Origin of the sequence: Nocardia brasiliensis NBRC 14402, from assembly GCF_000308475.2 — a bacterium.
Classification (GTDB): domain Bacteria; phylum Actinomycetota; class Actinomycetes; order Mycobacteriales; family Mycobacteriaceae; genus Nocardia; species Nocardia brasiliensis.
In genome coordinates, this window is record NZ_BAFT02000043.1 from 108999 (window position 1) to 133199 (window position 24201).

The 24201-nt window shown below is 69.1% G+C and carries 23 protein-coding genes and 1 pseudogene; 10 read left to right on the forward strand and 14 right to left on the reverse strand.

The features are described from left to right. Positions 1-20 precede the first annotated feature (20 nt). Positions 21-617 carry a TetR/AcrR family transcriptional regulator gene (locus TY25_RS13785; protein WP_042256346.1) on the forward strand — a complete coding sequence of 199 codons (597 nt, stop codon included), beginning with the start codon at positions 21-23 and terminating at the stop codon, positions 615-617. A gap of 23 nt (positions 618-640) precedes the next feature. Here TY25_RS13785 and TY25_RS13790 read toward each other — a convergent pair whose 3' ends face one another. Next, the gene (locus TY25_RS13790) at positions 641-1183 is read right to left on the reverse strand and encodes an NUDIX hydrolase (protein ID WP_226887083.1); all 543 of its coding nucleotides are present in this window, start codon (positions 1181-1183) and stop codon (positions 641-643) included. Continuing rightward, positions 1180-1761 carry a TetR/AcrR family transcriptional regulator gene (locus TY25_RS13795; RefSeq protein WP_042256347.1) on the reverse strand — a complete coding sequence of 194 codons (582 nt, stop codon included), beginning with the start codon at positions 1759-1761 and terminating at the stop codon, positions 1180-1182. Before TY25_RS13795 ends, TY25_RS13790 begins: the two co-directional genes overlap by 4 nt. A 94-nt stretch (positions 1762-1855) precedes the next feature. On the opposite strand from TY25_RS13795, the gene TY25_RS13800 reads away from it, so the two are divergent. Continuing rightward, a complete protein-coding gene (locus tag TY25_RS13800; protein WP_042256349.1) occupies positions 1856-2989 on the forward strand; it encodes an agmatine deiminase family protein in 1134 nt (377 codons plus the stop codon). Between the two features lie 47 nt (positions 2990-3036). Here the strand turns inward: TY25_RS13800 and TY25_RS13805 are convergent, their stop codons facing one another. From TY25_RS13805 to TY25_RS13830, 6 genes are read right to left on the reverse strand one after another with little or no spacing between them, the layout of a single operon-like run. Then, positions 3037-4215 (reverse strand): lipid-transfer protein, encoded by a 1179-nt coding sequence (locus TY25_RS13805; protein ID WP_042256351.1) that lies wholly within the window; start codon positions 4213-4215, stop codon positions 3037-3039. Continuing rightward, positions 4215-4631 (reverse strand): MaoC family dehydratase, encoded by a 417-nt coding sequence (locus tag TY25_RS13810; protein ID WP_042256353.1) that lies wholly within the window; start codon positions 4629-4631, stop codon positions 4215-4217. Before TY25_RS13810 ends, TY25_RS13805 begins: the two co-directional genes overlap by 1 nt. Further along, on the reverse strand, positions 4628-5566 hold the full coding sequence (locus TY25_RS13815) for a bifunctional MaoC family dehydratase N-terminal/OB-fold nucleic acid binding domain-containing protein (RefSeq protein ID WP_042256354.1): 939 nt from the start codon (positions 5564-5566) through the stop codon (positions 4628-4630). The genes TY25_RS13810 and TY25_RS13815 overlap by 4 nt, the downstream gene beginning before the upstream one ends. Positions 5567-5599: 33 nt before the next feature. Further along, the gene (locus TY25_RS13820) at positions 5600-6769 is read right to left on the reverse strand and encodes an acyl-CoA dehydrogenase family protein (protein ID WP_042256356.1); all 1170 of its coding nucleotides are present in this window, start codon (positions 6767-6769) and stop codon (positions 5600-5602) included. Further along, the gene (locus TY25_RS13825) at positions 6754-7818 is read right to left on the reverse strand and encodes an acyl-CoA dehydrogenase family protein (RefSeq protein WP_042256358.1); all 1065 of its coding nucleotides are present in this window, start codon (positions 7816-7818) and stop codon (positions 6754-6756) included. Before TY25_RS13825 ends, TY25_RS13820 begins: the two co-directional genes overlap by 16 nt. Before the next feature lie 24 nt (positions 7819-7842). Beyond that, the gene (locus TY25_RS13830; protein WP_042256359.1) at positions 7843-9996 is read right to left on the reverse strand and encodes an acyl-CoA dehydrogenase family protein; all 2154 of its coding nucleotides are present in this window, start codon (positions 9994-9996) and stop codon (positions 7843-7845) included. A 145-nt stretch (positions 9997-10141) separates the two neighbouring features. On the opposite strand from TY25_RS13830, the gene kstR reads away from it, so the two are divergent. The 7 genes and pseudogenes from kstR to TY25_RS13865 all read left to right on the forward strand — a co-directional run bounded on the left by kstR (position 10142) and on the right by TY25_RS13865 (position 18859). Beyond that, a complete protein-coding gene (gene kstR, locus TY25_RS13835) occupies positions 10142-10777 on the forward strand; it encodes a cholesterol catabolism transcriptional regulator KstR (RefSeq protein ID WP_014981327.1) in 636 nt (211 codons plus the stop codon). Positions 10778-11196: 419 nt separating this feature from the next. Next, positions 11197-13706 (forward strand): annotated as a pseudogene (otsB, locus tag TY25_RS13840) (trehalose-phosphatase). 177 nt (positions 13707-13883) lie between these two features. Then, positions 13884-14765 carry a metal ABC transporter solute-binding protein, Zn/Mn family gene (locus TY25_RS13845; protein WP_042256361.1) on the forward strand — a complete coding sequence of 294 codons (882 nt, stop codon included), beginning with the start codon at positions 13884-13886 and terminating at the stop codon, positions 14763-14765. Continuing rightward, positions 14762-15709 (forward strand): metal ABC transporter ATP-binding protein, encoded by a 948-nt coding sequence (locus TY25_RS13850; RefSeq protein ID WP_052382959.1) that lies wholly within the window; start codon positions 14762-14764, stop codon positions 15707-15709. Before TY25_RS13845 ends, TY25_RS13850 begins: the two co-directional genes overlap by 4 nt. Positions 15710-15738: 29 nt before the next feature. Further along, positions 15739-16575 (forward strand): metal ABC transporter permease, encoded by an 837-nt coding sequence (locus tag TY25_RS13855; RefSeq protein WP_088607263.1) that lies wholly within the window; start codon positions 15739-15741, stop codon positions 16573-16575. A 247-nt stretch (positions 16576-16822) separates the two neighbouring features. After that, positions 16823-18001 (forward strand): acyl-CoA dehydrogenase family protein, encoded by a 1179-nt coding sequence (locus TY25_RS13860; RefSeq protein WP_042256364.1) that lies wholly within the window; start codon positions 16823-16825, stop codon positions 17999-18001. Between the two features lie 48 nt (positions 18002-18049). After that, positions 18050-18859 (forward strand): enoyl-CoA hydratase/isomerase family protein, encoded by an 810-nt coding sequence (locus TY25_RS13865; RefSeq protein ID WP_042256365.1) that lies wholly within the window; start codon positions 18050-18052, stop codon positions 18857-18859. Between the two features lie 3 nt (positions 18860-18862). On the opposite strand, the gene TY25_RS13870 is transcribed toward TY25_RS13865, so the two are convergent. The 6 genes from TY25_RS13870 to carD form a co-directional block, all read right to left on the reverse strand. Further along, positions 18863-19141, reverse strand: a complete 279-nt coding sequence (locus TY25_RS13870) for a DUF4190 domain-containing protein (RefSeq protein WP_042256367.1) — start codon at positions 19139-19141, stop codon at positions 18863-18865. Positions 19142-19270: 129 nt separating this feature from the next. Beyond that, the gene (rlmB, locus tag TY25_RS13875) at positions 19271-20254 is read right to left on the reverse strand and encodes a 23S rRNA (guanosine(2251)-2'-O)-methyltransferase RlmB (protein WP_042256368.1); all 984 of its coding nucleotides are present in this window, start codon (positions 20252-20254) and stop codon (positions 19271-19273) included. After that, positions 20254-21684 (reverse strand): cysteine--tRNA ligase, encoded by a 1431-nt coding sequence (gene cysS, locus TY25_RS13880; RefSeq protein ID WP_042256370.1) that lies wholly within the window; start codon positions 21682-21684, stop codon positions 20254-20256. The genes rlmB and cysS overlap by 1 nt, the downstream gene beginning before the upstream one ends. A gap of 65 nt (positions 21685-21749) precedes the next feature. Continuing rightward, positions 21750-22217 (reverse strand): 2-C-methyl-D-erythritol 2,4-cyclodiphosphate synthase, encoded by a 468-nt coding sequence (ispF, locus tag TY25_RS13885; RefSeq protein ID WP_042256405.1) that lies wholly within the window; start codon positions 22215-22217, stop codon positions 21750-21752. Positions 22218-22225: 8 nt separating this feature from the next. After that, positions 22226-22951, reverse strand: a complete 726-nt coding sequence (gene ispD, locus TY25_RS13890) for a 2-C-methyl-D-erythritol 4-phosphate cytidylyltransferase (RefSeq protein WP_042256372.1) — start codon at positions 22949-22951, stop codon at positions 22226-22228. A 2-nt stretch (positions 22952-22953) separates the two neighbouring features. Further along, positions 22954-23442, reverse strand: a complete 489-nt coding sequence (gene carD / locus TY25_RS13895) for an RNA polymerase-binding transcription factor CarD (RefSeq protein ID WP_011206964.1) — start codon at positions 23440-23442, stop codon at positions 22954-22956. Positions 23443-23802: 360 nt separating this feature from the next. Here carD and TY25_RS13900 point away from each other — a divergent pair. Further along, positions 23803-24201, forward strand: a 399-nt coding sequence (locus TY25_RS13900; RefSeq protein ID WP_042256374.1) for a copper chaperone PCu(A)C domain-containing protein, incomplete at its 3' end; no start/stop codon positions are given.

Consider the following 24201-nt stretch of genomic DNA (forward strand, 5'->3'; position numbering starts at 1 on the left):
ACGAGACCAGAAAGGTGATCATGTCCACACCCGACCGGCGCGCACTGATCGTCGACGCCGCCATCGAACTGATTGCCGCCCAGGGCATTCGAGCGCTGACCCACCGCGCCCTCGACACCGCGCTGACCTTGCCCGCCGGATCGAGCTCGTATTACTACCGGACGAAACGCGCACTCATCGAAGCAATCGTGGAGCGGATCACGAGCCGATCCCGTGCGGACTTCACCACCGCACAACTCGCACCACCCGGATCGCTGATGCCCGAGTCCGTCGCGGCCGCCATCGCCGCCTGGCTCGACCGCCTACTCGCCGAACGCCGCAGTCATCTGATCGTCCGGCACGCCCTGATTCTCGAGCTGCTGCCGGATGCCGACCTACGCCCGCGGCTGGCTCGCAGCCTCTTTTCCGTCGAGCGCGCCCGAGACCTGTTCGACGTCATGGAAGTGGCCGACCCCGAGGCTGCGGCCGCCGACTTCATCGCTGTCCTCGAAGGCGCGGTTTTCGACCGATTCGCGGGCACGCGCGCCGATCTCACGCCCGGAACCGCCCACAGCGTCGGCCAACTGACCGCGCTGCTGTCGGCCTTCTTCCGCGGAGTCGGTGCCGAGCAACGCTGAGTGCGCCCGAAGCGCTTCACGTTTCATCGAAAGCCGCCGAGCGGGGGGGGATCCGGCGCGGCGACCGGGTCGAACTCGATGGCAGCGCCGGACTCCGATAGGCCGAGCTGGGCCGGAAGGTTCGTCGTCTCGGCAGTCCACCCGCGCTCACTGTAGGTGGCACCGGTGGTCAGGGCGCTGATGCCCGCGGTGGGATAGGCGATGATGTCGGCAGGGAGGGCGTCGAGGGGAAACCAGCGCAGTTCGTAGCACTTGTCCGGCTCGCGGTTGACCGGCTCACCGCGCCAGGTCCGGACCTCGAAGAAGAGACCGAGTCGTGGCTCGTGTCCGTTGCCGATGACGTGCGCGGTGTGGACATGGCGCAGGTCGGCCGGGTCGATGCGGACGCCGATCTCCTCGTTCGCCTCGCGGACCGCCGCGGCGGTCACCGACTCGCCCACCTCGACCTTGCCCGCCGGAAGATGCCAGCGGCCGTCGAATTCGTCGGTGCCGCGCCGCTTGCTGAGCAGCAATCGACCGTCCCGGATGAGCAGGACGTGCGCGTCGACGAGATGCCGGGTGCTCACGCGACCCCGACCCGGCCGAGTTCGAGAGCGATGGCGCCGCAGACCAATTCGCGAGCGCGCGCGAGCTCGAGCGAACCGCTCAGCCAGCGCATGCTGAGCCCCTCGACCAGCGCGGTGAGCCGTTCGGCCGCATCGCGGGGGACCACCTCGGCATCGACGAGACCGCGCTGCTGGGCCGTACCGATCACCTCGCTCAGGTAGCCGTTCCAGCGCGCCGTGGCCTCGCGCAGTTGATCGCGGAGCTCGGGCTGGAAGATGGCGGCGGAGCAGTATTCGCCCCACGCGATGCTGTTCTCCACCACCACCGGCAGGTCCTGCAATTCCAGCAGCAGCACCTGCTCGAGGTGGCCGACCGGGTCTGCGTCGGCGTCGATCTCGGCATCGGTGTAGCGCTCGGCGCGGGTGCTGATGAAGTCCAGGGTCTGCGCGAGCAGGCCCGCTCTGTCCTTGAAGTGGTAGTAGATCAGCGAGGTGGAGACGCCGGCCGCCTCGGCCAGCTCCTCCACCCGTAGGCCACGGATACCGCGCTGCGCGACCACGCGGGCGGCCGACTCCAAGATCGAATCACGACGAGACATGGGGTCAATGCTACAGTGCAATCCTGACTAAACTTTTAGTCAGGATTCTCGCCCGGAGATTCACCGACTATCGGAGCCCGTTATGGAGAACCCCATGTCTCGCCGTTCTGTGTTCAGCGTCCTCGCGGGGGCGGGCCTGCTCGCCGCGGGCATGTCGGCGTGCGGTTCGTCGGAGCCGTCCGCGACCGCGACGCCGACGCCGGCGCCTGCCGGTCCCGGCGGCCGCTTCGGCGCCGAATGGGAGAGCCACGCCCGCACCTACATGTCCTGGCCGGCGCAGGCCGCGATCTGGGGCAACTATCTCGGCGACGTGCGCAAGGACATCGCCGGGCTGGCGCGCGAGATCGCCGAGTACGAGTACGTGGTCATGCTGGCCAGGGCCGGCCAGGTGAAAGACGCGCAAAAGCAGTGCGGCAGCGGTGTCGAGGTGATTGCGCTCGAGGTCGACGACCTGTGGGCCCGGGATACCGTCCCGGTCTTCGTCGAACAGGCGGGCCAGGCCGTCGGCGTCGACCTGCACTTCAACGGCTGGGGCAACAAGCAGCCGCATCCCAACGACGGCCCGCTCGGTCGGAACCTGCTGTCGCGCTACCACATTCCCAGTTGCTCGGCGCCGTTCGTCGGCGAGGGCGGCGCGTTGGAGACCGACGGTCAGGGCACGCTACTGGTCACCGAGAGTTCGATCGTCAACGACAACCGCAACCCGGGCAAGAGCCGCGACCAGCTCGAGGCGGAATTGAAGCAGACCCTCGGCATCGAGAAGGTGATCTGGTTCGAGGGGGTGCGCGGCGAGGACATCACCGACGCGCACGTCGACTGCCTGGTCCGCTACATCGCGCCGGGAGTCGTCCTGCTGGACAAGCCTTTTCCCGGCGCACCCGCCGATTCCTGGTCGCGCTCCAGCGATCAGGCCCGGCGCGTGCTGGCGGAGGCGACCGACGCGCGCGGACGCAAGCTCGAGGTGATCGACCTGCCCCAGCCCGATCCCGACCGGATCACCGGCGAGGGCGAGGAATTCGTGTCCAGCTACGCGAACTTCTACATCGCCAACGGCGCGGTGTTCCTGCCCGAGTTCGGCGACCGCGCCGCCGACGATCGCGCGCAGGGCATCCTGCGCGATCACCTGCCGGGCCGCGACGTCGTTCCGGTGCCGATCGACGAGATCGCCGCGGGCGGCGGCGGCATCCACTGCTCCACCCACGATCAGCCCGGCAAACCGGAACACTGACGCACTTCCGTTGGCCCCGCGCGCTTTCGGGGCCAACGGAAGTGGGATCAGTTGGCGCTGAGCACCAAACCCGACGTCGGCACGCCGGTACCGGCGGTGACCAGGATGTTCGTCAGGTCGTCCACCGGGTTCACCGAGGTGCCGCGAATCTGGCGGACCGCCTCGGCGATACCGTTCATGCCGTGGATGTAGGCCTCCCCGAGCTGGCCGCCGTGGGTGTTCAGCGGCAGCCTGCCGCCGACCTCGATGGCGCCGTCGGCGATGAAATCCTTGGCCTCGCCGCGCCCGCAGAAACCGAGCTCCTCCAATTGCATGAGCACGAACGGGGTGAAGTGGTCGTAGAGGATCGCGGCCTGCATGTCCTCGGGCCGCAAACCGCTCTGCGCCCAGAGCTGGTCGCCGACCAGACCCATTTCCGGCAGGCCGTCCATGGCGTCGCGGTAGTAGCTCGTCATGACGTACTGGTCGGCGCCGGAACCCTGTGCAGCGGCGGCGATCACGGCGGGTCGCTGCGGTAGGTCGCGGGCTCGTTCGACGCTGGTCACCACGATCGCCACCCCGCCGTCGGACTCCTGACAGCAGTCGAGCAGGTGCAGGGGTTCGGCGATCCAGCGCGAATTCTGGTGGTCATCCAGGGAAATCGGCTTGCCGTAGAAGAACGCGGCCGGATTCACCGCGGCGTGCTTGCGGTCGGCGACCGCGACCCGGCCGAAATCCGCACTGGTAGCGCCGTATACGTGCATGTAGCGCCGGGCCACCATGGCCACCTGCGCGGCGGGCGTGCCCAGGCCCTGCGGATAGGACCAGCCCGCGTCGATGCCCGAGGAGGTCGGTGCGGTCGCGAGCGCGGTGGAGAACTGACCGAACCGGGAGACCGACCGCTCGTTGAAGGCGCGGTAGGCCACCACCACATCGGCGATGCCGGTGGCCACCGCCATGGCCGCCTGCTGGATGGTGGCACAGGCCGCGCCGCCGCCGTAACCGATGTGGCTGAAGAACTTCAGCTGCGGGATGCCGACCGCCCTGGCGACCGCGGCCTGGGTGTTGGTGTCCATGGTGAAGGTGGTCAGGCCGTCGACGTCGCCGGGCGTGAGACCGGCGTCGGCCAGCGCGGCGTTGACCGCCTCGGCGGCCAGGCGCAGTTCGCTGCGCCCGGAGTCCTTGGAGAAATCGGTGGCGCCGATGCCGGCGATGGCCGCACGCCCGGCGATGCTCAGGTCGGTCATCAGGCTGTCCTCCGATAGGCGACAACGACTTTCGCCGTCACGTGGTCGCCGAGGCTGTCCCGGCCCACCACGTCGATATGGATGTCGTCGCCGTCCAGCGCGCAGACCGTGCCGGACAGGGTCAGCGTGTCCCCCGCGTACAGCGGGACCCCGAGACGCAGCGAGATCGACTTCAGCACCGCGCGCGGTCCGGCCCAGTCGGTGACGAAGCGCTGCACGATGCCGGTATCGGTGAGGATGTTGACGAAGATGTCCTTGGAACCCCGGGCGACGGCCTTGTCCCTGTCGTGGTGGACATCCTGAAAGTCCCTGGTAGCCAAGGCGGTACTGATCACGAAGGTGGGATCGGCCTCGATCACCAGCTCGGGCAGCACGGTGCCGACCGCTACCGAGGTCGGTTCGGCGGTCGTCGTCATGCGATCACCTGCCAGACCGGCAGCGTGGTCTCCTCGTCGAGCCGCTCGAACTCGACCCGGACGGGCAACCCGACCTCGACCGCATCGGGCTCGATGCCGCGCAGTTCGCCGAGCATCCGCACTCCTTCCGCCAATTCGACCAGCGCGACCACGAACGGCAGTTGCCGCCCCGGCACCTTCGGCGCATGGTGCACGACATAACTGAAAACGGTGCCCTCGCCCGAGGCGACCACGTAGTCGGTCTGCTCCGACTTGTCCTTCCACAGGGCCGGAATCGGCGGATGCCGCAGCGAACCGTCGGGCAGCTGCTGAATCCGCAGTTCGCCCGCTTTCGTTCCGTCCCAGAAGAATTCGGTGTCCCAGGAGACCAGCGGTTTGACCCGCTCGCCGGCCGGGGCCTGCGCCGCGGCACCGGTGCCCGGCGCGAATTTCAGCAGCCGGAACAGCATTTCGGCAACCAGCTCATCACCGACGTACCAGCTGGTCAGGAAGGTGACGAACCAGCCCTCACCCAGCGCGGTGCGCTTGGGACCACGGATATCGGAGAGCCGGCTGGTCGCGCTCACCTGCTCGCCGACGTTGAGGTACCGGTGGTAGGTCTGCTGGCAGTCGGTGGCGACGACGGAGGTGAAACCGGCCGCGTCGAGCAGCTCGACCGCCTTGCCCATCGGATCGTCGGCGGGCCGGAACCCGTTGAGCCCGAACATCGTCCACACCTGCGCCATGGCCGGCGGAGCGACGATGCCCGGATGGCCTGCCGCCTTGGCGGCGGCCTCGTCCACGTAGATCGGGTTGGTGTCGCCGAGCGCCTCGACCCAGTTGTTGATCATCGGCTGGTTCACCGGGTCGCGCGCGAGGCGGCGCGCGCAATCCCCCTCCGCCTTGATCCGTTCGGCGGCGGCGACTATCGCTTCCGGACTGGTGGTTTCCGGCACGCGCGGCTCCTTCTCGACTAGCTGTGGGTGTGGCTATCTGGGTACTCGCGGCAGGTTCAGCCCGGCGGTGGCGACCAACTCGCGCATCACCTCGTTGACACCGCCGCCGAAGGTCACCACCAGGTTCTGCTTGGTCCGCCGGTCCAGCCAGGTGAGCAGCTCCGCGGTGCCCGCATCGGCCGGATCGCCGTAGCGCCCGACGATCTCCTCGGCAAGCCGGCCGGCCTCCTGCAGCGACTCGGTGGAGAAGACCTTGGTCGCCGAGGCGTCCGCGATCACGCCGTTGGGGTCGGGGTCGGCACTGGCCGAGGTCGCGGCCACCTGCCAGTTCAGCAGCTCGTTCAACCGGACCATGGCGTGGATGCGGCCCAGCGAACGGCGCACGTCGGTCTCGCCGAGCACCCCGCGCGGCTGCGCCCAGGCCCGCACCCGGTCATAGAGTTGCTCGATCTTGCCGGACGGACCGAGGCCGACCCGCTCGTGGTTGAGCTGGGTCGTGATCAACCGCCAGCCCTTGTTCTCCTCGCCCACCAGCATGTCGGCCGGCACCCGGACGTCGTCGAAGTAGGTGGCGTTGGTGTGGTGCGCGCCATCGCAGGTGATGATGGGCGTCCACGAATAGCCGGGGTCGGTGGTGTCCGCGATCAGGATGGTGATGCCGCGGTGTCGCGACTCGACCGAGCCGGTGCGGCAGGCCAGCCAGATGTAGTCGGCCTCGTGCGCGCCGGTGGTGAAGATCTTCTGCCCGTTGACGATCCAGTCGCCCGAGTCGTCGCGGACCGCGGCGGTGCGCAGCGAGGCCAGGTCGGTGCCCGCCTCGGGCTCGGAGTAGCCGATCGCGAAATGGATGTCGCCGGAGAGGATTCCGGGCAGGAACTGGCTCTTCTGCGCCTCGGTGCCGAACTGCTGCAGGGTCGGGCCCACGGTCAGCAGCGTGACCAGCGGCAGCGGCACATCCGCGCGCACCGCCTCGTTGTAGAAGATCTGCTGTTCGAGCGGGCCGAAACCCTGCCCGCCGTACTGTTTGGGCCAGCCGACGCCGAGCCAGCCGTCGCGGCCCATCCGGCGGACCACGGCGCGATAGGCGTCGCCGTGCCGGTTCACCGACATCGCCGCCTCTTCCGCAGGGGTGACGAGATCGGCGAAGTACGAACGCAATTCGTCGCGCAGCCGGCGTTGCTCGGTGGTCAGGTCGATGAACATCTGGCCCCCAATCGATCTAGTCGGAACGATGCGCCGCCGAGCCAGCGAGCGATGTCCTTGGCTTGTGAGTAGTAGCGGTGCATCGGGTGGGTGATGTCCACACCGAGCCCGCCGTGCAGGTGATGACACTTCTGCATGGCGGCGGGCAGATCCGCGGCCACGCTGTAGGCGAGCACGTCGAGATCGTCGTCGATCCGTTCCTGATGCTCAGGGCTGGAATCATCTTGCGCCAGAGCCCAATTCGCCGAGACCGCGGCGACATGCAGGGTGCGCGACACGACGTAGAGGTCGGCGATCTGCTGGGCGACGGCCTGGAATTCGGCCAGCGGGCGGCCGAATTGCCGCCGGGTGCGCAGATGTTCGGCGGTGAGCACGAGCGCGCCCTTCAGCAGCCCGTCCGCGACGGCGCCGATCGTGGCGACGGCCAGGCGGTGCAGCTGCGCGAGGCCGCCGGGCAACAGCTGCTCCGCCGGGATCTCCACGCGATCGAGCCGCACGGTGCACTCCGGAATACCGCCCGATACCGGCGACGGCACCCGGATCACCCCCTTGGCCGCCGAATCGACAAGTGCGATACCGGAATTGGTCGGAATCAGCAGCCAGCGCGCCTGCTCCGCGTAGGGCACGGCGATCTTGTGACCGGTGATCCGCACCGTACCGCCCTCGACGACCGCCGCCGTCTCCGGCTTGACCGCGAACGGCGCGGCGGGCTCACTGAGCGCCGCGGTGAGCACCGCACCCTGCGCCACCTCGGTGAACACCCGCTCGGCGAGCGCGTCGGGCAGCAGCGACAGCAGCGGCAGCACGCCGAAACCCAGCGTCGGCAGGGCGGGCACCGCGACCGCGTCGGTCGCCAGCTCGGTGAGCAGCACCGATACCTCGGGCAGGCCCATGCCGTCGCCGCCGAAGCGCTCCGGCAGCGCCACCGAGAGCAGCCCGCTCTCGACCAGACTCGGCCACAACGCGATATCCCGGGCCGGTTCACGCTCCAATAAACTCACGACGACCTCGGCCACCGCGTCCTGACCTTCGTCCCTGGTGAAGTCCACGCTTTACTCCAGTTGACTCGTCGACTAGCTGTCGGCGTCGCGAGGTAGCCCGAGGATCCGCTCACCGGCCACGGTCAGCAAGATCTGTTCGGTACCCCCTGCGATCGATAAACAGCGTGTGAGCAGGAATTCTTTTACCACCTCGGAGTCGTGCGCACCGGTGGGACCTGCCGTCTCGGCAGCGAATTCCGCGACCGCCTGCCGATGCCGGACGCCGACGAGTTTGCGCACGCTGCTCTGTGCGCCGGGGTCGCCGCCCGCGAGCATCGCTACGGCGGCCCGCTGCTCGAGCAGGAGCCCGGCGATCGCCTCGGCGACGAACCCGCCGAGCCGGTCGTTGGTCAGCTCCGCGCCGGGGCCGGTGGCCGGGAGTTTCGCGATCAGTTCCTCAAGCGCGGGACCGATTCCGTTGCCGCCCATGGCGACCCGCTCGGTCGACAGGGTCGAGCGGGCGATCTTCCACCCGTTGTGCAGTGCGCCGACCAGTGCGTCGTCCGGCACGAAGACGTCGTCGAGGAACACCTCGGTGAACCGGGCCTCGCCGGTGATCTGCACCAGCGGGCGCACCTCGACCCCCGCGCTGTGCATGTCGACCAGGAAGTAGCTGATGCCCCGGTGTTTCGGCGCGTCGGGATCGGTGCGGGCCAGGCAGATACCCCAATTGGCCTTGTCGCCCAACGAAGTCCAGACCTTCTGGCCGCGCAGCACCCAGCCGCCGTCCACCTGTTTCGCGGTGGTGCGCAACGCGGCCAGATCGGATCCGGCCTCGGGCTCACTGAACAGCTGGCACCAGACGACCTCGCCGCGCAGGGTCGGCCAGGCGAACCGCTCGATCTGCTCCGGGCTGCCGTGCTGGAGCAGCGTGGGCACCGCCCAGCCGCCGATCGCCAGATCCGGCGCCGCGAGCCCGGCCCGGCGCAGTTCTTCCGAGATCAACAGGCCGGTCATCGGATCCGCGCCGCGGCCGAAGGGTTTCGGCCAGTGCGGCATGACCAGACCGGCCTCGACCATCGCTTCGCGTTGCCGGTCGGCGGGCAGCGCCGCGATCCGGGCCACCTCGGCGGCCAGCTCCCCGGCCCGATCGTCGTCCACGGCGCCCACGCCCTCGGCCGCGAAGATCCGGTCGGCCCCGGTGGTGCGGCGGTGCCCGGCGCGGGTCAGCTCGGTCACCCGGGCGCGCCAGTGCGCCGAACCACCGAGCAGTTGCCGCAGGGCCACCGCGCGGCGCAGGTAGAGGTGCGCATCGTGCTCCCAGGTGAAGCCGATGCCGCCGAGCACCTGGATGCAGTCCTTGGCGGTCTCGACGGCCGCGTCCAAGGCGATCGCCGCGGCGATCGCGGCCGCGATCGGCAGCTCCGCGCCGCCCTCGTCGACCGCGGCGGCGGCGTCGGCGGCCACCGCGCGGATCAGTTCGGTCCGGCAGAGCATCCAGGCGCAGATGTGCTTGACCGCCTGGAACGAGCCGATCTTGCGGCCGAATTGCGCACGTACCTTGGCGTATTCGACCGCGGTCGTCAGACACCAGCCGGCCAGCCCGGCCAGTTCGGCGGCGGCCAGCACCACCAGCAGATCCTCGACCGCGTGGGCCGGGGCGAATATCTGTTCGGCGGGCACCCGCACATCGGCGCAGTGCACCCGCGCCAGCGGCGTGCTCAGGTCCAGCGGCGCGAGCGGTTCCACGCGCAGGCCGTCGGCGTCCGGCGGCACCAGCACCCAGCGCCGCCCGCTCGGAGTCGAAACCGGTAGCAACACGGCGGTTTCCGGCGCCGCGCCGAGCACGGCGTCCCAGGAACCGGTGAGCGACAAAGCGTCCGCGGCGGCGGGTACAGTGACCTGCGCGCCGACAAGGACGTCCAGCGCGACACCGCACGGTTGCTGCTCATCGAGCCGTCCCGCGGTGATCAGATTGGCCAGCGCCGTACTCAGCACCGGCCCGCCGACCAGATCGTGCGCGGCCTGCTCGAGCAGCACGGCCAGGTCGGCCACCGAACCGCCGGCGCCGCCCGCGTCCTCGGCGACGGCGACCCGGAAGATGCCGAGGTCGGCCAGACCGGGCCAATACGCGCGCCAGAAGGCGCTCGGATCGGTCCGCATTGTTGCAATCGGACGGGCTGATCCGGCCCATCCGCGCATCGACTCCTGGACGGCTTTATGCTCGTCAGTGGTGGCGATGGTCACACTCCGTACCGCCTTCCCGGCGTGACTCCCACACCTAGAACATGTTCTAATATCCTAGCTGTGCGGAAGTCAAGAGACGACCGCGGAGCCCGAACCGCCGCCCAGGCCAGTACCGAAATGATGTTTCCGGAAAGGACGCTTATCCATGGCCAGCCCCTCCCGATCGCAGCCGACCGACTCGAGTCCGGCGCCGGTCGCCACGCTGAGTGAGGACGAGCTGAGTTCGGCCGCGCAGCGGGAACGCCGCAAGCGGATTCTGGACGCGACGCTGGCGCTGGCCTCCAAGGGCGGATACGACGCGGTGCAGATGCGCGCGGTGGCCGAACGCGCCGATGTCGCAGTCGGGACGCTGTACCGGTACTTCCCCTCGAAAGTGCACCTGCTGGTGTCCGCGCTCTCGCGTGAGTTCGAGCAGATCGAGAGCAAGCGCAAGCCGCTTGCCGGGCAGTCACCGCAGGAGCGCATGCACCTGCTGCTCACCCAGATCACCCGGATGATGCAGCGCGACCCGCTGCTCACCGAGGCGATGACCCGCGCGTTCATGTTCGCCGACGCGTCCGCGGCCGCCGAGGTCGATCGGGTCGGCAAGGTGATGGACCGGCTGTTCGCCCGCGCCATGAACGACGGTGAACCCACCGACCGCCAGCTCGCCATCGCCAGGGTGATCAGCGACGTCTGGTTGTCGAACCTGGTGGCCTGGCTGACCCGGCGCGCCTCGGCGACCGACGTGACCGAACGCCTCGAACTCACCGTCGATCTGCTGCTCGGCGAGAACTCCTAGTTCCCCGCCCTGGGGAAGTTTCGGCGCGCTGCGCGACGCCGCCCGGCACCAGACAGCCCGCGCATATCCGGCAAAATTCCGGACCGTCGGCATGCTGGTGTGGAAGATCACATCCGAAAACGATGCACCGCCGGAAACTCCGCAACGGCGCCCGTTCACCGTTGTCGTCTGCGGGTTAGCGCGAGTTTTGCGGGAGCCGTGCCCGCGCCGCCGGGCGTCCGTGTGATCGCAGCGCATGCGTCGCGGTCATCGATCGCCGCCGTTCGGACCCGAATCCCGGCGGCGGCGAGCGAGATCGGCCCAACGCGCGGAAAATCAGACACAACGCACGCATAGCGGCGGGCGTCGGTGCGGCGAAATCAACCCAGTATTGTTCTGCCCGCCCCTGAAAAAACTCCTCCGATCACTAGGTTGGATGCGTGAGCGCACAGGATTTGCCACTGGAACTTCGTCGTGCACTGTCGACGGTCGCGCGCGTGCCACGACTCTTGGTCGCCTCGGATTACGACGGGACGCTTGCGCCCATCGTGTCCGACCCGGCCAAGGCGTTTCCGCACCGGGAATCGGTGAGCGCGTTACGCGCGCTCGCCGGGCTCACCGGTACGACCGCGGCGGTCATCTCCGGCCGTGCACTGCGCGACCTCGCGGCGCTCTCGCGCCTGCCGGTCGAAGTGCAGCTGATCGGTAGCCACGGCTCGGAATTCGACGTGGGCTTCGTGCACGCGATCGACAACGACGCCAAACACTTACTGCAAGAGGTGCAGACGGCGCTGACCCAGGTCGCCGCCGAGAACCCGGGCGTGACGGTCGAGATCAAACCGGCCAGCGTCGCACTGCACGTGCGCAACGCGAGCCCGGAGATCGGGCACCGGGCGCTGACCCAGGTCAGACAGGGCCCCGCCTGCTGGTTCGGCGTGCAGGTGACCGAGGGCAAGGCCGTCATCGAGCTGGCCGTGGTGCAGACCGACAAGGGCACCGCCCTCGACACCATCCGCCATCAGGACGGCGCGTCCGCCGCGGTGTTCCTCGGCGACGACGTGACCGACGAGAAGGCCTTCCGCGTCCTGTCCGGCCCCGACCTCGGCATCAAGGTCGGCGAGGGCGAGAGCCTGGCCAAGTACCGCGTCGAGAGCACCGAGGACGTGTCGTGCGCGCTGGCCTTCCTGCTCGAGGAGCGGCGCACCTGGCTGGCCGGCGCGAGCGCACCCCGGATCGAGCGGCTGACCATGCTGGCCAGCCCGCGCTCGGTGGCGCTGCTGACCCCCGACGCCACGGTCACCTGGTTCTGTCACCCCGAACCGGATTCGGCCGCGGTGTTCGCGCATCTGCTCGGCGGTCCGCAGGCCGGCCACTTCACCATCGAGCCGGAACGCGCGGGCCTGCCGCTTTCGCAGCGCTATATCGACAGCACCATGACCGTCGAAACCCGCTGGGCGAGTTTGCAAGTGGTCGACTACCTGCCGCACGACGTGGCGCCGACCCGGACCGACCTCACCCGGGTGATCACCGGCGACGCGCGCGCGGTGGTGACCTTCGCGCCGCGGCCGGAATTCGGCCAGGTGCCGGTGACCATCGAGGCGGACGCGAACGGGCTGCGGGTACTCGGCACCAACGATCCGATGGTGCTGCGCTCCCCCGGCCTGGAATGGCAGATCGTCAGCGACGGCACGCACGACTCCGCGCGCGCCGTGGTCGATCCGTCGCAGGGCCCGATCGTGCTCGAGATGCGCTGTGGCACCTCCGATCTCGGCCCCGCGCAGACCGCGGAGCTGGAACGCAGGCGCATTGCGGAGGGCTACTGGTCGCAGTGGGCGGGCACACTGGATCTGCCCTCGCTGAAGCCGGATCTGATGAAGCGCTCGGCACTGACGCTGCGCGGGCTCGTGCACGCGCCGTCGGGTTCCATCCTGGCCGCCGCGACCACTTCGCTGCCGGAGGACATCGGCGGCGTGCGCAACTGGGACTACCGCTACTGCTGGCTGCGCGACGCCTCGCTCACCGCGCAGGCGCTGGTCTCGCTCGGCTCGCTCGGCGAGGCCGAGCAGTTCCTCGACTGGGTGCACCGCGTGCTGGAGACGAAGCCGTGATCGACCAACTGCCCGGCTACGCGGGCTCGCGCCCGGTGCGGGTCGGCAACGCGGCCAACATGCAGGTGCAGTTGGACGTGTTCGGCCCGATCGTCGATCTGATCGCGAGCCTGGCGCACGCGCGCGAACTCAAGGGCAGCACCGACCCGGCCCGGGCGCTGCCCGACGCGGACTGGGAACTGGTGCGCGCCATGGTTTCCGCGGTGCAGCGGCGCTGGCAGGAACCCGACCACGGCATCTGGGAGATCCGCGGCAACCCGCGCCACCACGTGTACTCGAAGGTGATGGGCTGGATGACCATCGATCGCGCGCTGACGCTGGCCCAGAAGTTCGGCCGCGAGGTCGATCCGGCCTGGGCGGTGCTGCGCGAGACCATCGCCGACGAGGTGAAGACCAAGGGCTGGAACGACGAGGTCCAGTCGTTCACCGCCGCCTACGACGGCACCGACCTGGACGCGGCCACCCTGCACATCGGGTTGAGCGGACTGATCGATCCGTCCGATCCGCGCTTCGCCGCGACCGTGGTCGCGACCGAGGCCGAATTGCGCAGCGGCTCGACGGTGTACCGGTACCACCACGACGACGGGCTGCCCGGCGGCGAGGGCGGCTTCCACCTCTGCGCGGCCTGGCTGGTCGAGGCCTACCTGTTGATCGGCAAGCGCTCGGACGCCGAAGCGCTGTTCGCCCAGCTGGTCGACGTGGCCGGACCGACCGGACTGCTCAGCGAGGAATACGATCCGGTTGCCGAGCGTTCGCTCGGTAATCACCCGCAGGCCTACAGCCACCTCGGTCTGCTGCGGTGTGCGCAGCTGCTCGGGCAGCCGGTGGAGGCTCTCGTTTAACTGGTCCTTCGTGGTTTTCCGGGCCCGTCGGCCGCCGTCCGCGCACGGCAGTCGGCGGGCCCGGCTCGTGTCGGCGGCGCGCAGTTGCTAAAGTGAAACAGAAACCATTTCCATTAAGCTGCGCTGTATCACCCGCTCGAGTGCGTCACCAGCTGTTATGCGTTCCAGGAGTGCCGCGTGAAGACCCGACTCGCCCGCAGACTCGCAGGTATCGCCGTCGGAGTGGCCACCGCGGTCACGCTCACCGCCTGCGGCAGCACCGAGGATTCCGGCACACCGTCGGTCATCGCGTCCACCAACGCCTGGGGCAATATCGCCACCGCGATCGCCGGACCGGACGCGAAGGTCGAATCGCTGATCAGTGACCCGACCGCGGACCCGCACTCGCACGAGACCTCCGCCGTCGAATCGGCGAAATTGAGCGACGCCGACCTGATCGTCTACAACGGCGGCGGCTACGACGAATTCGCAGAGAAGGCCGTCGCGGGCAAGAACAAGCGCACGGTGGACGCCTTCGCCCTGCGCGCCGACCAGAGCGACGAGAACGAGCACGTCTTCTACGACCTGAAGACCGTCGGGCTGGTGGCCGACAAGATCGCGACCGAACTGGGCGCGCTGGATCCGGACCACGCGCCGGGGTACACCGAGCGGGCCACGGCCTTCAAGGACAAGCTCGGCGCGATCGTCGCGATCGCCGCCAAGGTTGCCGCCGAACATCCGAAAACGCCTGTGCTGCAGACCGAGCCGCTCGCGCACTACCTGCTGCTGACCGCGGGCGCCGAGGACCGGACGCCGCACGAGTTCCAGGAGGCGATCGAGCAGGAGACCGACCCCGCGCCCGCCGCGGTGGCCGCCACCCGGGAACTGTTGACCGGCAAGCAGGTTCGCGCACTGGTCTACAACGTGCAGACCCAGGACAAGATCACCAAGGAGCTGCGCACGATCGCCCAGTCCGCGGGCATTCCCGTCGTCGAGGTGACCGAAACCCTGCCGGACGGGGTGGATTACATTCAGTGGCAGACCAAGAACGCCGAAGCACTCGCCGCGGCGTTGCGTTGACCACCACCGCCATGCACCAGGGAGCCGCGCTGACCGAACACACCGAACCGGCGCGGGCGACCGCGAACGACGTCTCGGCGGTGCGGCTCGACGGCGCCCGCCTGTCGTACGGCGAACGGACGCTCTGGCAGGACCTGGATCTGGACGTGGCGGCCGGTGAATTCGTCGCCGTCCTCGGCCCCAACGGATCGGGCAAGACCTCGCTGCTGAAGGTCCTGCTCGGCCAGCAGGGACTCAGCGCGGGCACCGCCGCGATCGCGGGCGCCCCGGCGCGCACCGGCAATCCTGATATCGGCTATGTGCCGCAACAGAAGACGATCGACGCCGGGGTGCAGTTGCGCGGGGTCGACCTGGTCGGGCTCGGCGTGGACGGGCACCGCTGGGGCCTCGGGCTCCGCTCGCGCGCCGAGCGCAAGCGCAAGGTGGCCGCCGCGATCGCCGACGTCGGCGCGCAGCGGTTCGCGCACGCGCCGCTGGAGACGATGTCCGGTGGCGAACAGCAGCGGCTGCGGGTGGCGCAGGCGCTGGTCGGCGACCCGAAGGTGCTGCTGTGTGACGAGCCGCTGCTCAGCCTGGATCTGGCGAACCAGCGACTGGTCGCGGAGCTGATCGACAAACGCCGCCGCAGCCACGACACCGCCGTGCTGTTCGTCACCCACGAGATCAATCCCGTTCTGCCGCTGGTCGATCGGGTGCTGTACCTGGTGGACGGCAAGTTCCGGATCGGTACGCCGGACGAGGTGATGACCTCCGCGGTGCTGTCGGAGCTGTATCAAACGGAGGTGGATGTGCTGCGCGTGCGGGGGCGGCTGGTGGTCGTCGGCACCGGGGACACGATGGACGCGCTCGGCAGCGCCGGCGCGCACTGCCACGGCGCGGCCGGGGCCGATATCGGCTCGGGCACAGCGGTTTCCGATTCGGACGCGGCCGGGGCCCGCTCGTGATCGACAAGCTGTCCGGCGTCTTGTCGAAGATGTTCGACGTCGGCACCACGGCGAACCTGCTCTCCTACGACTTCGTGCAGCAGGCGGTGCTCGCCGCCGCGCTGCTCGGCTTGCTGTCCGGCGTGATCGGTCCGCTGATCATCAGCAGGCAGATGTCGTTCGCGGTGCACGGCACCAGTGAGCTGTCGCTGACCGGCGCGGCCGCGGCGCTGCTCGCCGGGATCGGCGTCGGGGTCGGCGCGATCGCCGGCTCGGTGGTCGCGGCGGTGCTCTTCGGTTTGCTCGGAACCCGTGCGCGCGAACGCGATTCGGTGATCGCGGTGGTGCTGTCGTTCGGGCTAGGCCTGTCCGTGCTGTTCCTCTGGCTCGGCCCGGACCGGGCCGGATCGAAGTTCTCGCTGCTCACCGGGCAGGTCGTCAGCGTGGGCAACGGCGGCCTCGGCCTGCTGGCCGCCTGTACCGCCGGCGTGCTCGCGGTACTCGCGATCGTCTACCGCCCTTTGCTTTTCGCCAGTTCGGACCCGGAGGTCGCGGTCGCTCGCGGCGTGCCGGTCCGCGCGTTGTCCATCGTGTTCGCGGTACTGCTGGGCATCACCGCGGCGTTCGGCGTCCAGATCGTCGGCGCGCTGTTGGTACTCGCGCTGCTGATCACCCCTGCGGCCGCGGCGGCGCAACTGACCGCCGACCCGGTCCGGGCGACGGTGCTGGCCGTGGTCTTCGCCGAACTCGCCGCGGTGGGCGGCATCCTGCTGTCGCTGGCCCCCGGCGTCCCGGTCTCCACCTTCGTCACCACGATCTCGTTCCTGATCTACGTGGTCTGCCGAGTGGTCGGCACCCGCCGCCGCGAACTGGCCCGCGTCCGCTGACCTTCCCGCACTTCTCTTGCTGCTCGCACCCGCCACGGCAGGCCGGAGTGGCCGCGAGAGCGTAGAAAGAAGTGCGGTGGTCGGAAATATGGCCGGAGATCTCTACGCGTACGTGCCGTGCGGTGCCTACGTTCGGGTGACGGCCCGGCAGGCGGCTGCCCACCCATTGAGGGCGGGTGCCTTCAGTCGCTCTAGCTGGGTTTCGTATGCTCGAACGCACGCACCCCCGAACGATTGGTGACCAACGATGATCGACTTCTCGATTCCCGCCGAGCTCGCCGCCGAACGCGATCGAGTCCGCCGGTTCGTCATCGACAAGATCGTTCCGTTCGAGCGCGATCCGCGCCTGACCGCGCACGGGCCGACCGATGAACTGCGTCAGGAACTGGTGGAACTCGCGCGGGCCGAGAAGCTGCTCACCGTGCAGGCGCCGGAAGCGCTAGGCGGCCGCGGGCTGAGCCACATCGAGCAGGCGGTCATCTACGAGGCCGCGGGCTGGTCGACCCTCGGCCCGATCGCGATGAACTGCGCGGCACCCGACGAGGGCAATATGTTCCTGCTCGCCAAGGTCGCGAACCAGGAACAGGTCGAGCGCTACCTGGTGCCGGTGGTCGCCGGACACCAGCGGTCGGTGTTCGCGATGACCGAGCCGGACGGCGCGGGCTCGGACCCGGCGCAGCTGGCCACCACCGCGACGTTCGACGGCGAGAACTTCACCATCGACGGCCGCAAGTGGCTGATCACCGGGGCCAACGGCGCCAAGACCTGGATCATCATGGCCCGGCTCGCCGAGAACCCGCATCTGCCCGCGGGGCCGACCCTGTTCCTCACCGACGGCGATCAGCCGGGCATCGTCATCGAACGCACCATGAACACGATGGACCGCAACTACGTCGCCGGGCACGGCGTGGTCCGCTTCGACAACCTCACGCTGCCGAAATCGGCGCTGCTCGGCGAGGCCGGGCAGGCCCTGCGCTACGCCCAGCTGCGGCTGGCCCCGGCCCGGCTCACGCACTGCATGCGCTGGCTGGGCGCGGCCGAACGCGCGCAGAGCATCGCGGTCGAGCACGCGCGCACCCGGACCGCCTTCGGCAAGCCGATCGGCGAGCACGAAGGGGTGTCGTTCATGTTGGCGGACAACGAGGTCGCGCTGCACCAGTGCCGGCTCACCATCTGGCACGCCTGCTGGCTGATGGATCAGGGCGAGAAGGCGCGGCACGAGAGCTCGATCGCCAAATCGTTCGTCTCCGAGGAACTCTTCAAGGTCGCCGACCGGTGCGTGCAGGTCTTGGGCGGAATCGGCATCAGCGACGAGACGGTGGTCGAGATGATCTTCCGGGACATCCGCGCCTTCCGGCTCTACGACGGCCCGACCGAAGTCCACAAATACGCCATCGGTCGCAAGGTGCTGCGCACGGTCCAGTAGCCGGGAATCGACCTGCTCGCCAAATTGAACAGAGCTAACATCGCTGGCATGAGTTCGGAATTGCTCGTCGATGTCTCCGGCGGCATCGCCGTGCTCACGCTCAACAGACCCGCTCAGCAGAACGCCTGCACGCCCGCGATGGCCGACGAGCTGAGCGCCGCACTACAGCGCTGCGACGCCGAAGACGCCATTCGCGCCGTCGTGATCACCGGCACCCCGCCCGCGTTCTGCGCGGGCGCGGACTTGTCGAGCCGCGTCGGCGACGTCAGCGCGACCATCGATCCGCCGCCGTGGCGGGTCCGCAAACCGGTGATCGCCGCGGTGAACGGCCACGCGGTCGGCCTCGGCCTGGCCCTCGCGCTGCAATGCGATCTGCGCTACATGGCCCGCGACGCCGTCTACGGGCTCAACCAGGTGCGGCGCGGGGTGCTCGCGGACGGCTACGCGCACTGGACCCTGCCCCGGTTGATCGGCATGGCGAACGCCGCGGACATCATGCTGACCGGACGCACCTTCGACGGTGACGAGGCCAAGGCGATGGGCCTGACCAATGCCTGCCTGCCCGGCGGCGAAGTGCTGCCGATGGCGCTGGCCGTCGCGCACGACATCGCCAACGGATCCGCGCCGCTGCCGGTGGGGATGTCCAAGCGGCTGCTGTGGGAGGGGCTCGGCATGAGCCCGGCCGTGGTCGGGCAGCTGGAGTCCGACCTCAACCAGCACGTCGGTAAGAGCATCGACGGCGACGAGGCGATGGCCGCGTTCAAGGAACGCCGCCAGCCCAATTGGACCGGCAGCATCAGCACGGAGTGGCCGGCCTGGGACGAGCGCCCGGACCAGGAACGGCCGAGCCTGGACTGAGGCTTAAGCGTTGCCGCCCAGCAGGATCAGTAGGAACAGGATGGCGAAGATGATCATCAGGATGGTGCCGATGATCCCGAGGACATACCCGACCATCACCTGAACGCGACCGCCGTAGGCGCCGTGCGACTGCTCGATCTGATCCAGTGCGCGCTTGCCCAACGCCCATGCCACCGGGCCGAGCACGCCACAGCAGAACACGCTGGCCGCCCCGAGTGCGAGCACCGCCGTCGCGTTCGGATGCTCGACCGGGTTGCCGATCGGCTGATTGGGTATCACCACGAGCCGAATTCTACGGGGCCGTCCCACAAGTGCGCGGCTATTGCCGGTTGCGGTGCGCCACCGGGTGTTTCGCCGTTGCGGGACCCCAAGCCGTCGCGACCCCGCCGATCAGCGCCGCCGCAGGACCGCTCAGAGGCGACGCTGGCGGGCGATCTCGGCGAGCACGACGCCCGCGGCCACCGAGGCATTCAGCGACTCGACCGGGCCCGCCATGGGTATACCGAGGATGGCGTCACAGTTCTCGCGCACCAGCCGGGACAGGCCCTTGCCCTCCGAGCCGACCACGACGACGGTCGGCTCGCGGCCGTCGAAATCGTCGAGGGTGGTATCGCCGCCCGCGTCGAGACCGACCACCTGGATGCCCTGGGCGGCCCAATCCTTCAGCGTGCGAGTCAGATTCGTGGCCCGGGCGACCGGCAGCCGGGCCGCGGCGCCCGCACTCGTGCGCCAGGCGACCGCGGTGACGCTCGCGCTGCGCCGCTGCGGGATCAGCACGCCCTGGCCGCCGAACGCGGCGACCGAGCGGATCACCGCGCCGAGATTGCGCGGGTCCGAGATGTTGTCCAGCGCGACGAGCAGCGCCGGTTCGGCCGAATTGCGCACCTGGTCGAGCAGATCGTCGGGGTGGCTGTACCGGTACGGCGGCACCTGCAGGGCCAGGCCCTGGTGCATTCCGTTGGCGCTCAACCGATCCAGATCGGTGCGCGGCACCTCCAGGATGGAGATGCCCGCGTCGGCGGCCAGCTTCACGCTCTCGGTCAGCCGCTCGTCGTTCTCGGTGCCGACGGCGACATACAGGGCCGCGGCGGGCACGCCCGCACGCAGACATTCGACCACCGGGTTGCGGCCGAGCACCATCTCCGGGCCGTCGTCGTTCTTGCGACCGGCCGGACGACCCGAACCGCCGCCGCGCGGCCCGCCACGACCCGCCGCGGCCGCCTTCGCGGCAGCGGCGGCCCGCTTGGCGGCGGGATGCTTGGTGCGCGCCTCGGCGGGCGGGGTCGCGCCGCGCCCCTCCAGCCCGCGTCTGCGCTTACCACCGGAGCCGACGACGGCACCCTTCTTCGTGCCGCCCTTGCGGATCGCACCACGGCGCTGCGAATTGCCTGCCATCAGTCGGCCTTTCCTGGTTGTTGCGCGTCCGGCGGCAAGTGCTGCGCAGCGGCAAGGGCCCACTCGGGACCGTTCGGTGTGTCGGTGACCTCGATTCCGGCTGCCTGCAATCGATCGCGGGCGGCGTCGGCACTCGCCCAATCCTTCGCTGCTCGCGCCTGCTGGCGGCGGTCGAGCTCGGCGCGCACCAGCACGTCCAGCGCACCGATCGCCGCCGATGAGTCGCGCGGGGTGAACCAGTGCGGATCCAACGGGTCGACACCCAGGATACCGAGCATCGCGCGCAGCTGTCCGGCCAGGTCCCGCGCGCTGTCCACGGCGCCGGACTCCAGCGCCTTGTTGCCCTCGTGCACCACCCGGTGAATCTCGGCCAGCGCCTTCGGCACGGCGAGATCGTCATCGATGGCGGCGGCGAACGCATCGGTCCACTTGCCGACCGGGATATCGCCCGCGCGATCGGCGGTGCGATGCACGAACGCCTCGATGCGCTGATAGGTCTGGGCCGCGTCGTGCAGCGCCTTGTCCGAGTACTCCAGCATCGAGCGGTAGTGCGCGCTGCCGAGGTAGAACCGGAGTTCCACGGCGCGAACCTGTTTGAGCACGTTCGGCACCGAGAGCACGTTGCCCAGGGACTTGGACATCTTCTCGCCGCCCAGCGTCACCCAGCCGTTGTGCAGCCAGTAGTTCGCGAAACCGTCGCCGGCCGCCTTGGACTGGGCGATCTCGTTCTCGTGATGCGGGAAGACGAGATCCATTCCGCCGCAATGGATGTCGAACTCGGGGCCGAGGTAGAACTCGGCCATCGCGGAGCATTCCAGGTGCCAGCCGGGACGGCCGGGCCCCCATGGCGAGGGCCAGGTCGGCTCGCCGGGCTTCGCGGCCTTCCACAGGGTGAAGTCGCGCGGGTCACGCTTGCCCTCGCCCGCGCTCTCGCCCTGGTGCACGTCGTCGAGCCGGTGCCCGGAGAGGCTGCCGTACTCGGAATAGCTCTGCACGTCGAAGTAGACGTTGCCCGCGGAGGCGTACGCGTGCCCGCGCTCGATGAGGCGCTGCATCATGTCGACCATCTGGGTGATGTGGCCGGTGGCCCGTGGCTCGACCGAGGGCGGCAGCACGCCGAGGGTCTCGTAGGCGTTGTCGAACGCGCGCTCGTAGGTCGCGGCCCACTCCCACCACGGCCGGCCCGCCTCGGCGGCCTTGTGCAGAATCTTGTCCTCGATATCGGTGACATTGCGGATGAACCACACGTCGTAGTCGTGCGCGAGCAGCCAGCGGCGCAGCACGTCGAACGCGACGCCGCTGCGCACATGGCCGATATGCGGCTCGCCCTGCACGGTGGCGCCACACAGGTACACCGAGGCACGGCCAGGGACCAGGGGCGCGAATTCGCGCGTGGTCCGCGTGTCGGTGTCAAAGAGGCGCAATGTCACGGCGTTCGATCCTAGCTGGTAGATAAGCCTGTACACGGACCCGGCTCAGGTCCGCCGGAGCGGGGTCAGCGACAGGCTTGTAGCAGGGCGGTTGCTATCGCGGCAACGCCCTCGCCGCGGCCGGTGAGGCCTAGTCCGTCGGTGGTGGTGCCCGACACCGAGACCGGCGCACCGAGTAGTTCGCCGAGCACCTGCTGGGCCTCGGCCCGGCGCGGGCCGATCTTCGGCCGATTGCCGACCACCTGCACCGCCGAGTTGACGATCTCGAACCCGGCTTCGCCGAGCAGCCTGCGCACTTCCTTCAGCATGGCGGCGCCGGAGACGCCCGCCCATTCCGGGCGGCCGGTGCCGAAGACCGCGCCGACATCACCGAGCCCGGCGGCGGAGAGCAGCGCGTCGCAGAGGGCGTGCGCGGCGACATCGCCGTCGGAATGCCCGGCGCAGCCGTCGTCACCCTCGAAGTGCAGGCCCGCCATCCAGCAGGGGCGACCCGGTTCGATCGGGTGCACATCGCTGCCGATGCCGACCCGCATGCCGGCGGTCATCGCGCAACCGCCCGGCGCCGATCCGCACCGTCCAGCACGGCGTGCGCGAGCACCAGATCGAGCGGCGTGGTGATCTTGAAAGCCAGCGGATCGCCGGGGATGGTGCGCACCTGGGTGCCGAGCAGTTCGACCAGCCCGGCGTCGTCGGTGGCTTGCACGCCCTCGGACAGATAGGCCGAGCGCAACAGCTCGGCCGCGAAACCCTGCGGGGTCTGGATGGCACGCAGTTGCGCGCGATCGGGGGTCCCGGTGACCGCGCCCGCGGCATCGACCGACTTGATGGTGTCGGCGACCGGCAACGCGGGAACGACGGCGAGATGGCCGGCGCGCAACTCGGCAGCGACCCGGGCGATCAGCTCGGGTGGGGTGAGTGCGCGCGCGGCATCGTGCACCAGGTAGTAGGCGGCCTCGGGTGCGGCGGCGAGGCCGGCCCGCACCGAATCGATGCGTTCGGCGCCGCCGACGACCACGTGTACCGAATCCGAGGGCGGCAGCAGGGCAACGGCGCTCTCGACGAATTCGGCGGGAACCATAACGATGATCCGGTCGACCGCGCCGGAGGCCAGGAGACCTTCGACGGCGAGCCGGACCATAGGGCTGCCGCCGACCGGGACGAACGCTTTGGGTGTGGCTTCACCCAGGCGGACGCCGCGACCGGCGGCAGGCACCAAAGCAACGACGGTTCCGTCGGTGAGACGAGCACCGTTGTCGAATGTGTTCACGGTCAGGAAGCCGCGGCGAGGACCTCGTCGAGCAGCGTCTCGGCCTTGCCGTCATCGGTGCCCTCGGCAAGCGCGAGTTCACCGACGAGGATTTGACGGGCCTTGGCGAGCATGCGCTTCTCGCCGGCGGACAGCCCGCGATCCTGCTCCCGACGCCACAGGTCACGAACGACCTCGGCCACCTTGTTCACATCGCCGGAGGCGAGCTTCTCCAGGTTGGCCTTGTAGCGGCGGGACCAGTTGGTCGGCTCCTCGGTGTGCGGCGCGCGCAGAACCTGGAAGACTCGATCGAGACCCTCCTGGCCGACGACGTCACGTACGCCGACGTATTCGGCGTTCTCAGCGGGAACCCGAACAGTCAGATCGCCCTGGGCGACCTTCAGGACCAGATACTCTTTTTGTTCACCCTTGATGGTGCGAGTCTCTATAGCTTCGATCAGCGCCGCTCCGTGGTGGGGGTAAACGACGGTGTCTCCGACCTTAAAAATCATGTGTCCCGTGCCCCTTTCGATGTTCACAGTTTAACATGCGACTCGGTAACGGCGCGATCAACCATGCAGGTCAGGGCCACAACGAGGCAACCTCAGGGCTTGACAAGACCCGGTCGGTGTGCATTATGTTGTGCCAGAACGGGTTAACTCCCCGCATTGTGCCCGCGCTCAGCCGCGAACATCGCTGGCAGCACGTCCGCAACCGGTCGGCACTCGACCGAGTTGTTACCAACCGCCCGCGAGTCGCGAGCCCCGGGTCCCGGTCCGCCGGACGAACTACTACGCTCCCTAGTTATTACTCTCCCTAGCGGAGTGAGCCCGGTCGACATGGAGGGACAACCCGTGACTGCCCTGAAAGCTGTGACCGCCTTGCAAAAGGTGCGCCGTCGCATGGTGCCGGTTGCCGCACTCGCCGCCGGAGCGGCGATTGCACTGACCGGCTGTAGCGCGGGTCAGATCTCACAGACCGCGGACCAGGTGGCCGCGATCAACGGCAACCACGCGGACATCGGCAAGATCGCGCTGCGCAACGTGCACATCGTGTTCCCCGCGCACGGCTCCGAGTACACCAACGCCAAGGGCGGCAAGGCGCTGATCGCGCTGTCCATCGTCAACAACAGCCCCTCCGTGCCCGACGAGCTGACCAGCATCAGCACCGACCTGGGCACGGTGAAGATCACGCCGGCGGCTGGTCAGTCGACGGTGGCGCTCGCCCCGCAGCAGACCGTGGTCGCGGCCGCGGCCGCGCCGAGCGCGCAC

Excerpts from the sequence above, each read along its gene's own strand:
- TY25_RS13785 (WP_042256346.1), top strand. The coding sequence starts at position 21 with ATGTCCACACCCGACCGGCGCGCACTGATCGTCGACGCCGCCATCGAA.
- TY25_RS13795 (WP_042256347.1), bottom strand. The coding sequence starts at position 1,761 with ATGTCTCGTCGTGATTCGATCTTGGAGTCGGCCGCCCGCGTGGTCGCG.
- TY25_RS13800 (WP_042256349.1), top strand. The coding sequence starts at position 1,856 with ATGTCTCGCCGTTCTGTGTTCAGCGTCCTCGCGGGGGCGGGCCTGCTC.
- TY25_RS13805 (WP_042256351.1), bottom strand. The coding sequence starts at position 4,215 with ATGACCGACCTGAGCATCGCCGGGCGTGCGGCCATCGCCGGCATCGGC.
- TY25_RS13810 (WP_042256353.1), bottom strand. The coding sequence starts at position 4,631 with ATGACGACGACCGCCGAACCGACCTCGGTAGCGGTCGGCACCGTGCTG.
- TY25_RS13820 (WP_042256356.1), bottom strand. The coding sequence starts at position 6,769 with ATGTTCATCGACCTGACCACCGAGCAACGCCGGCTGCGCGACGAATTG.
- kstR (WP_014981327.1), top strand. The coding sequence starts at position 10,142 with ATGGCCAGCCCCTCCCGATCGCAGCCGACCGACTCGAGTCCGGCGCCG.
- TY25_RS13855 (WP_088607263.1), top strand. The coding sequence starts at position 15,739 with ATGTTCGACGTCGGCACCACGGCGAACCTGCTCTCCTACGACTTCGTG.
- TY25_RS13860 (WP_042256364.1), top strand. The coding sequence starts at position 16,823 with ATGATCGACTTCTCGATTCCCGCCGAGCTCGCCGCCGAACGCGATCGA.
- TY25_RS13865 (WP_042256365.1), top strand. The coding sequence starts at position 18,050 with ATGAGTTCGGAATTGCTCGTCGATGTCTCCGGCGGCATCGCCGTGCTC.
- rlmB (WP_042256368.1), bottom strand. The coding sequence starts at position 20,254 with ATGGCAGGCAATTCGCAGCGCCGTGGTGCGATCCGCAAGGGCGGCACG.
- ispF (WP_042256405.1), bottom strand. The coding sequence starts at position 22,217 with ATGCGGGTCGGCATCGGCAGCGATGTGCACCCGATCGAACCGGGTCGC.
- carD (WP_011206964.1), bottom strand. The coding sequence starts at position 23,442 with ATGATTTTTAAGGTCGGAGACACCGTCGTTTACCCCCACCACGGAGCG.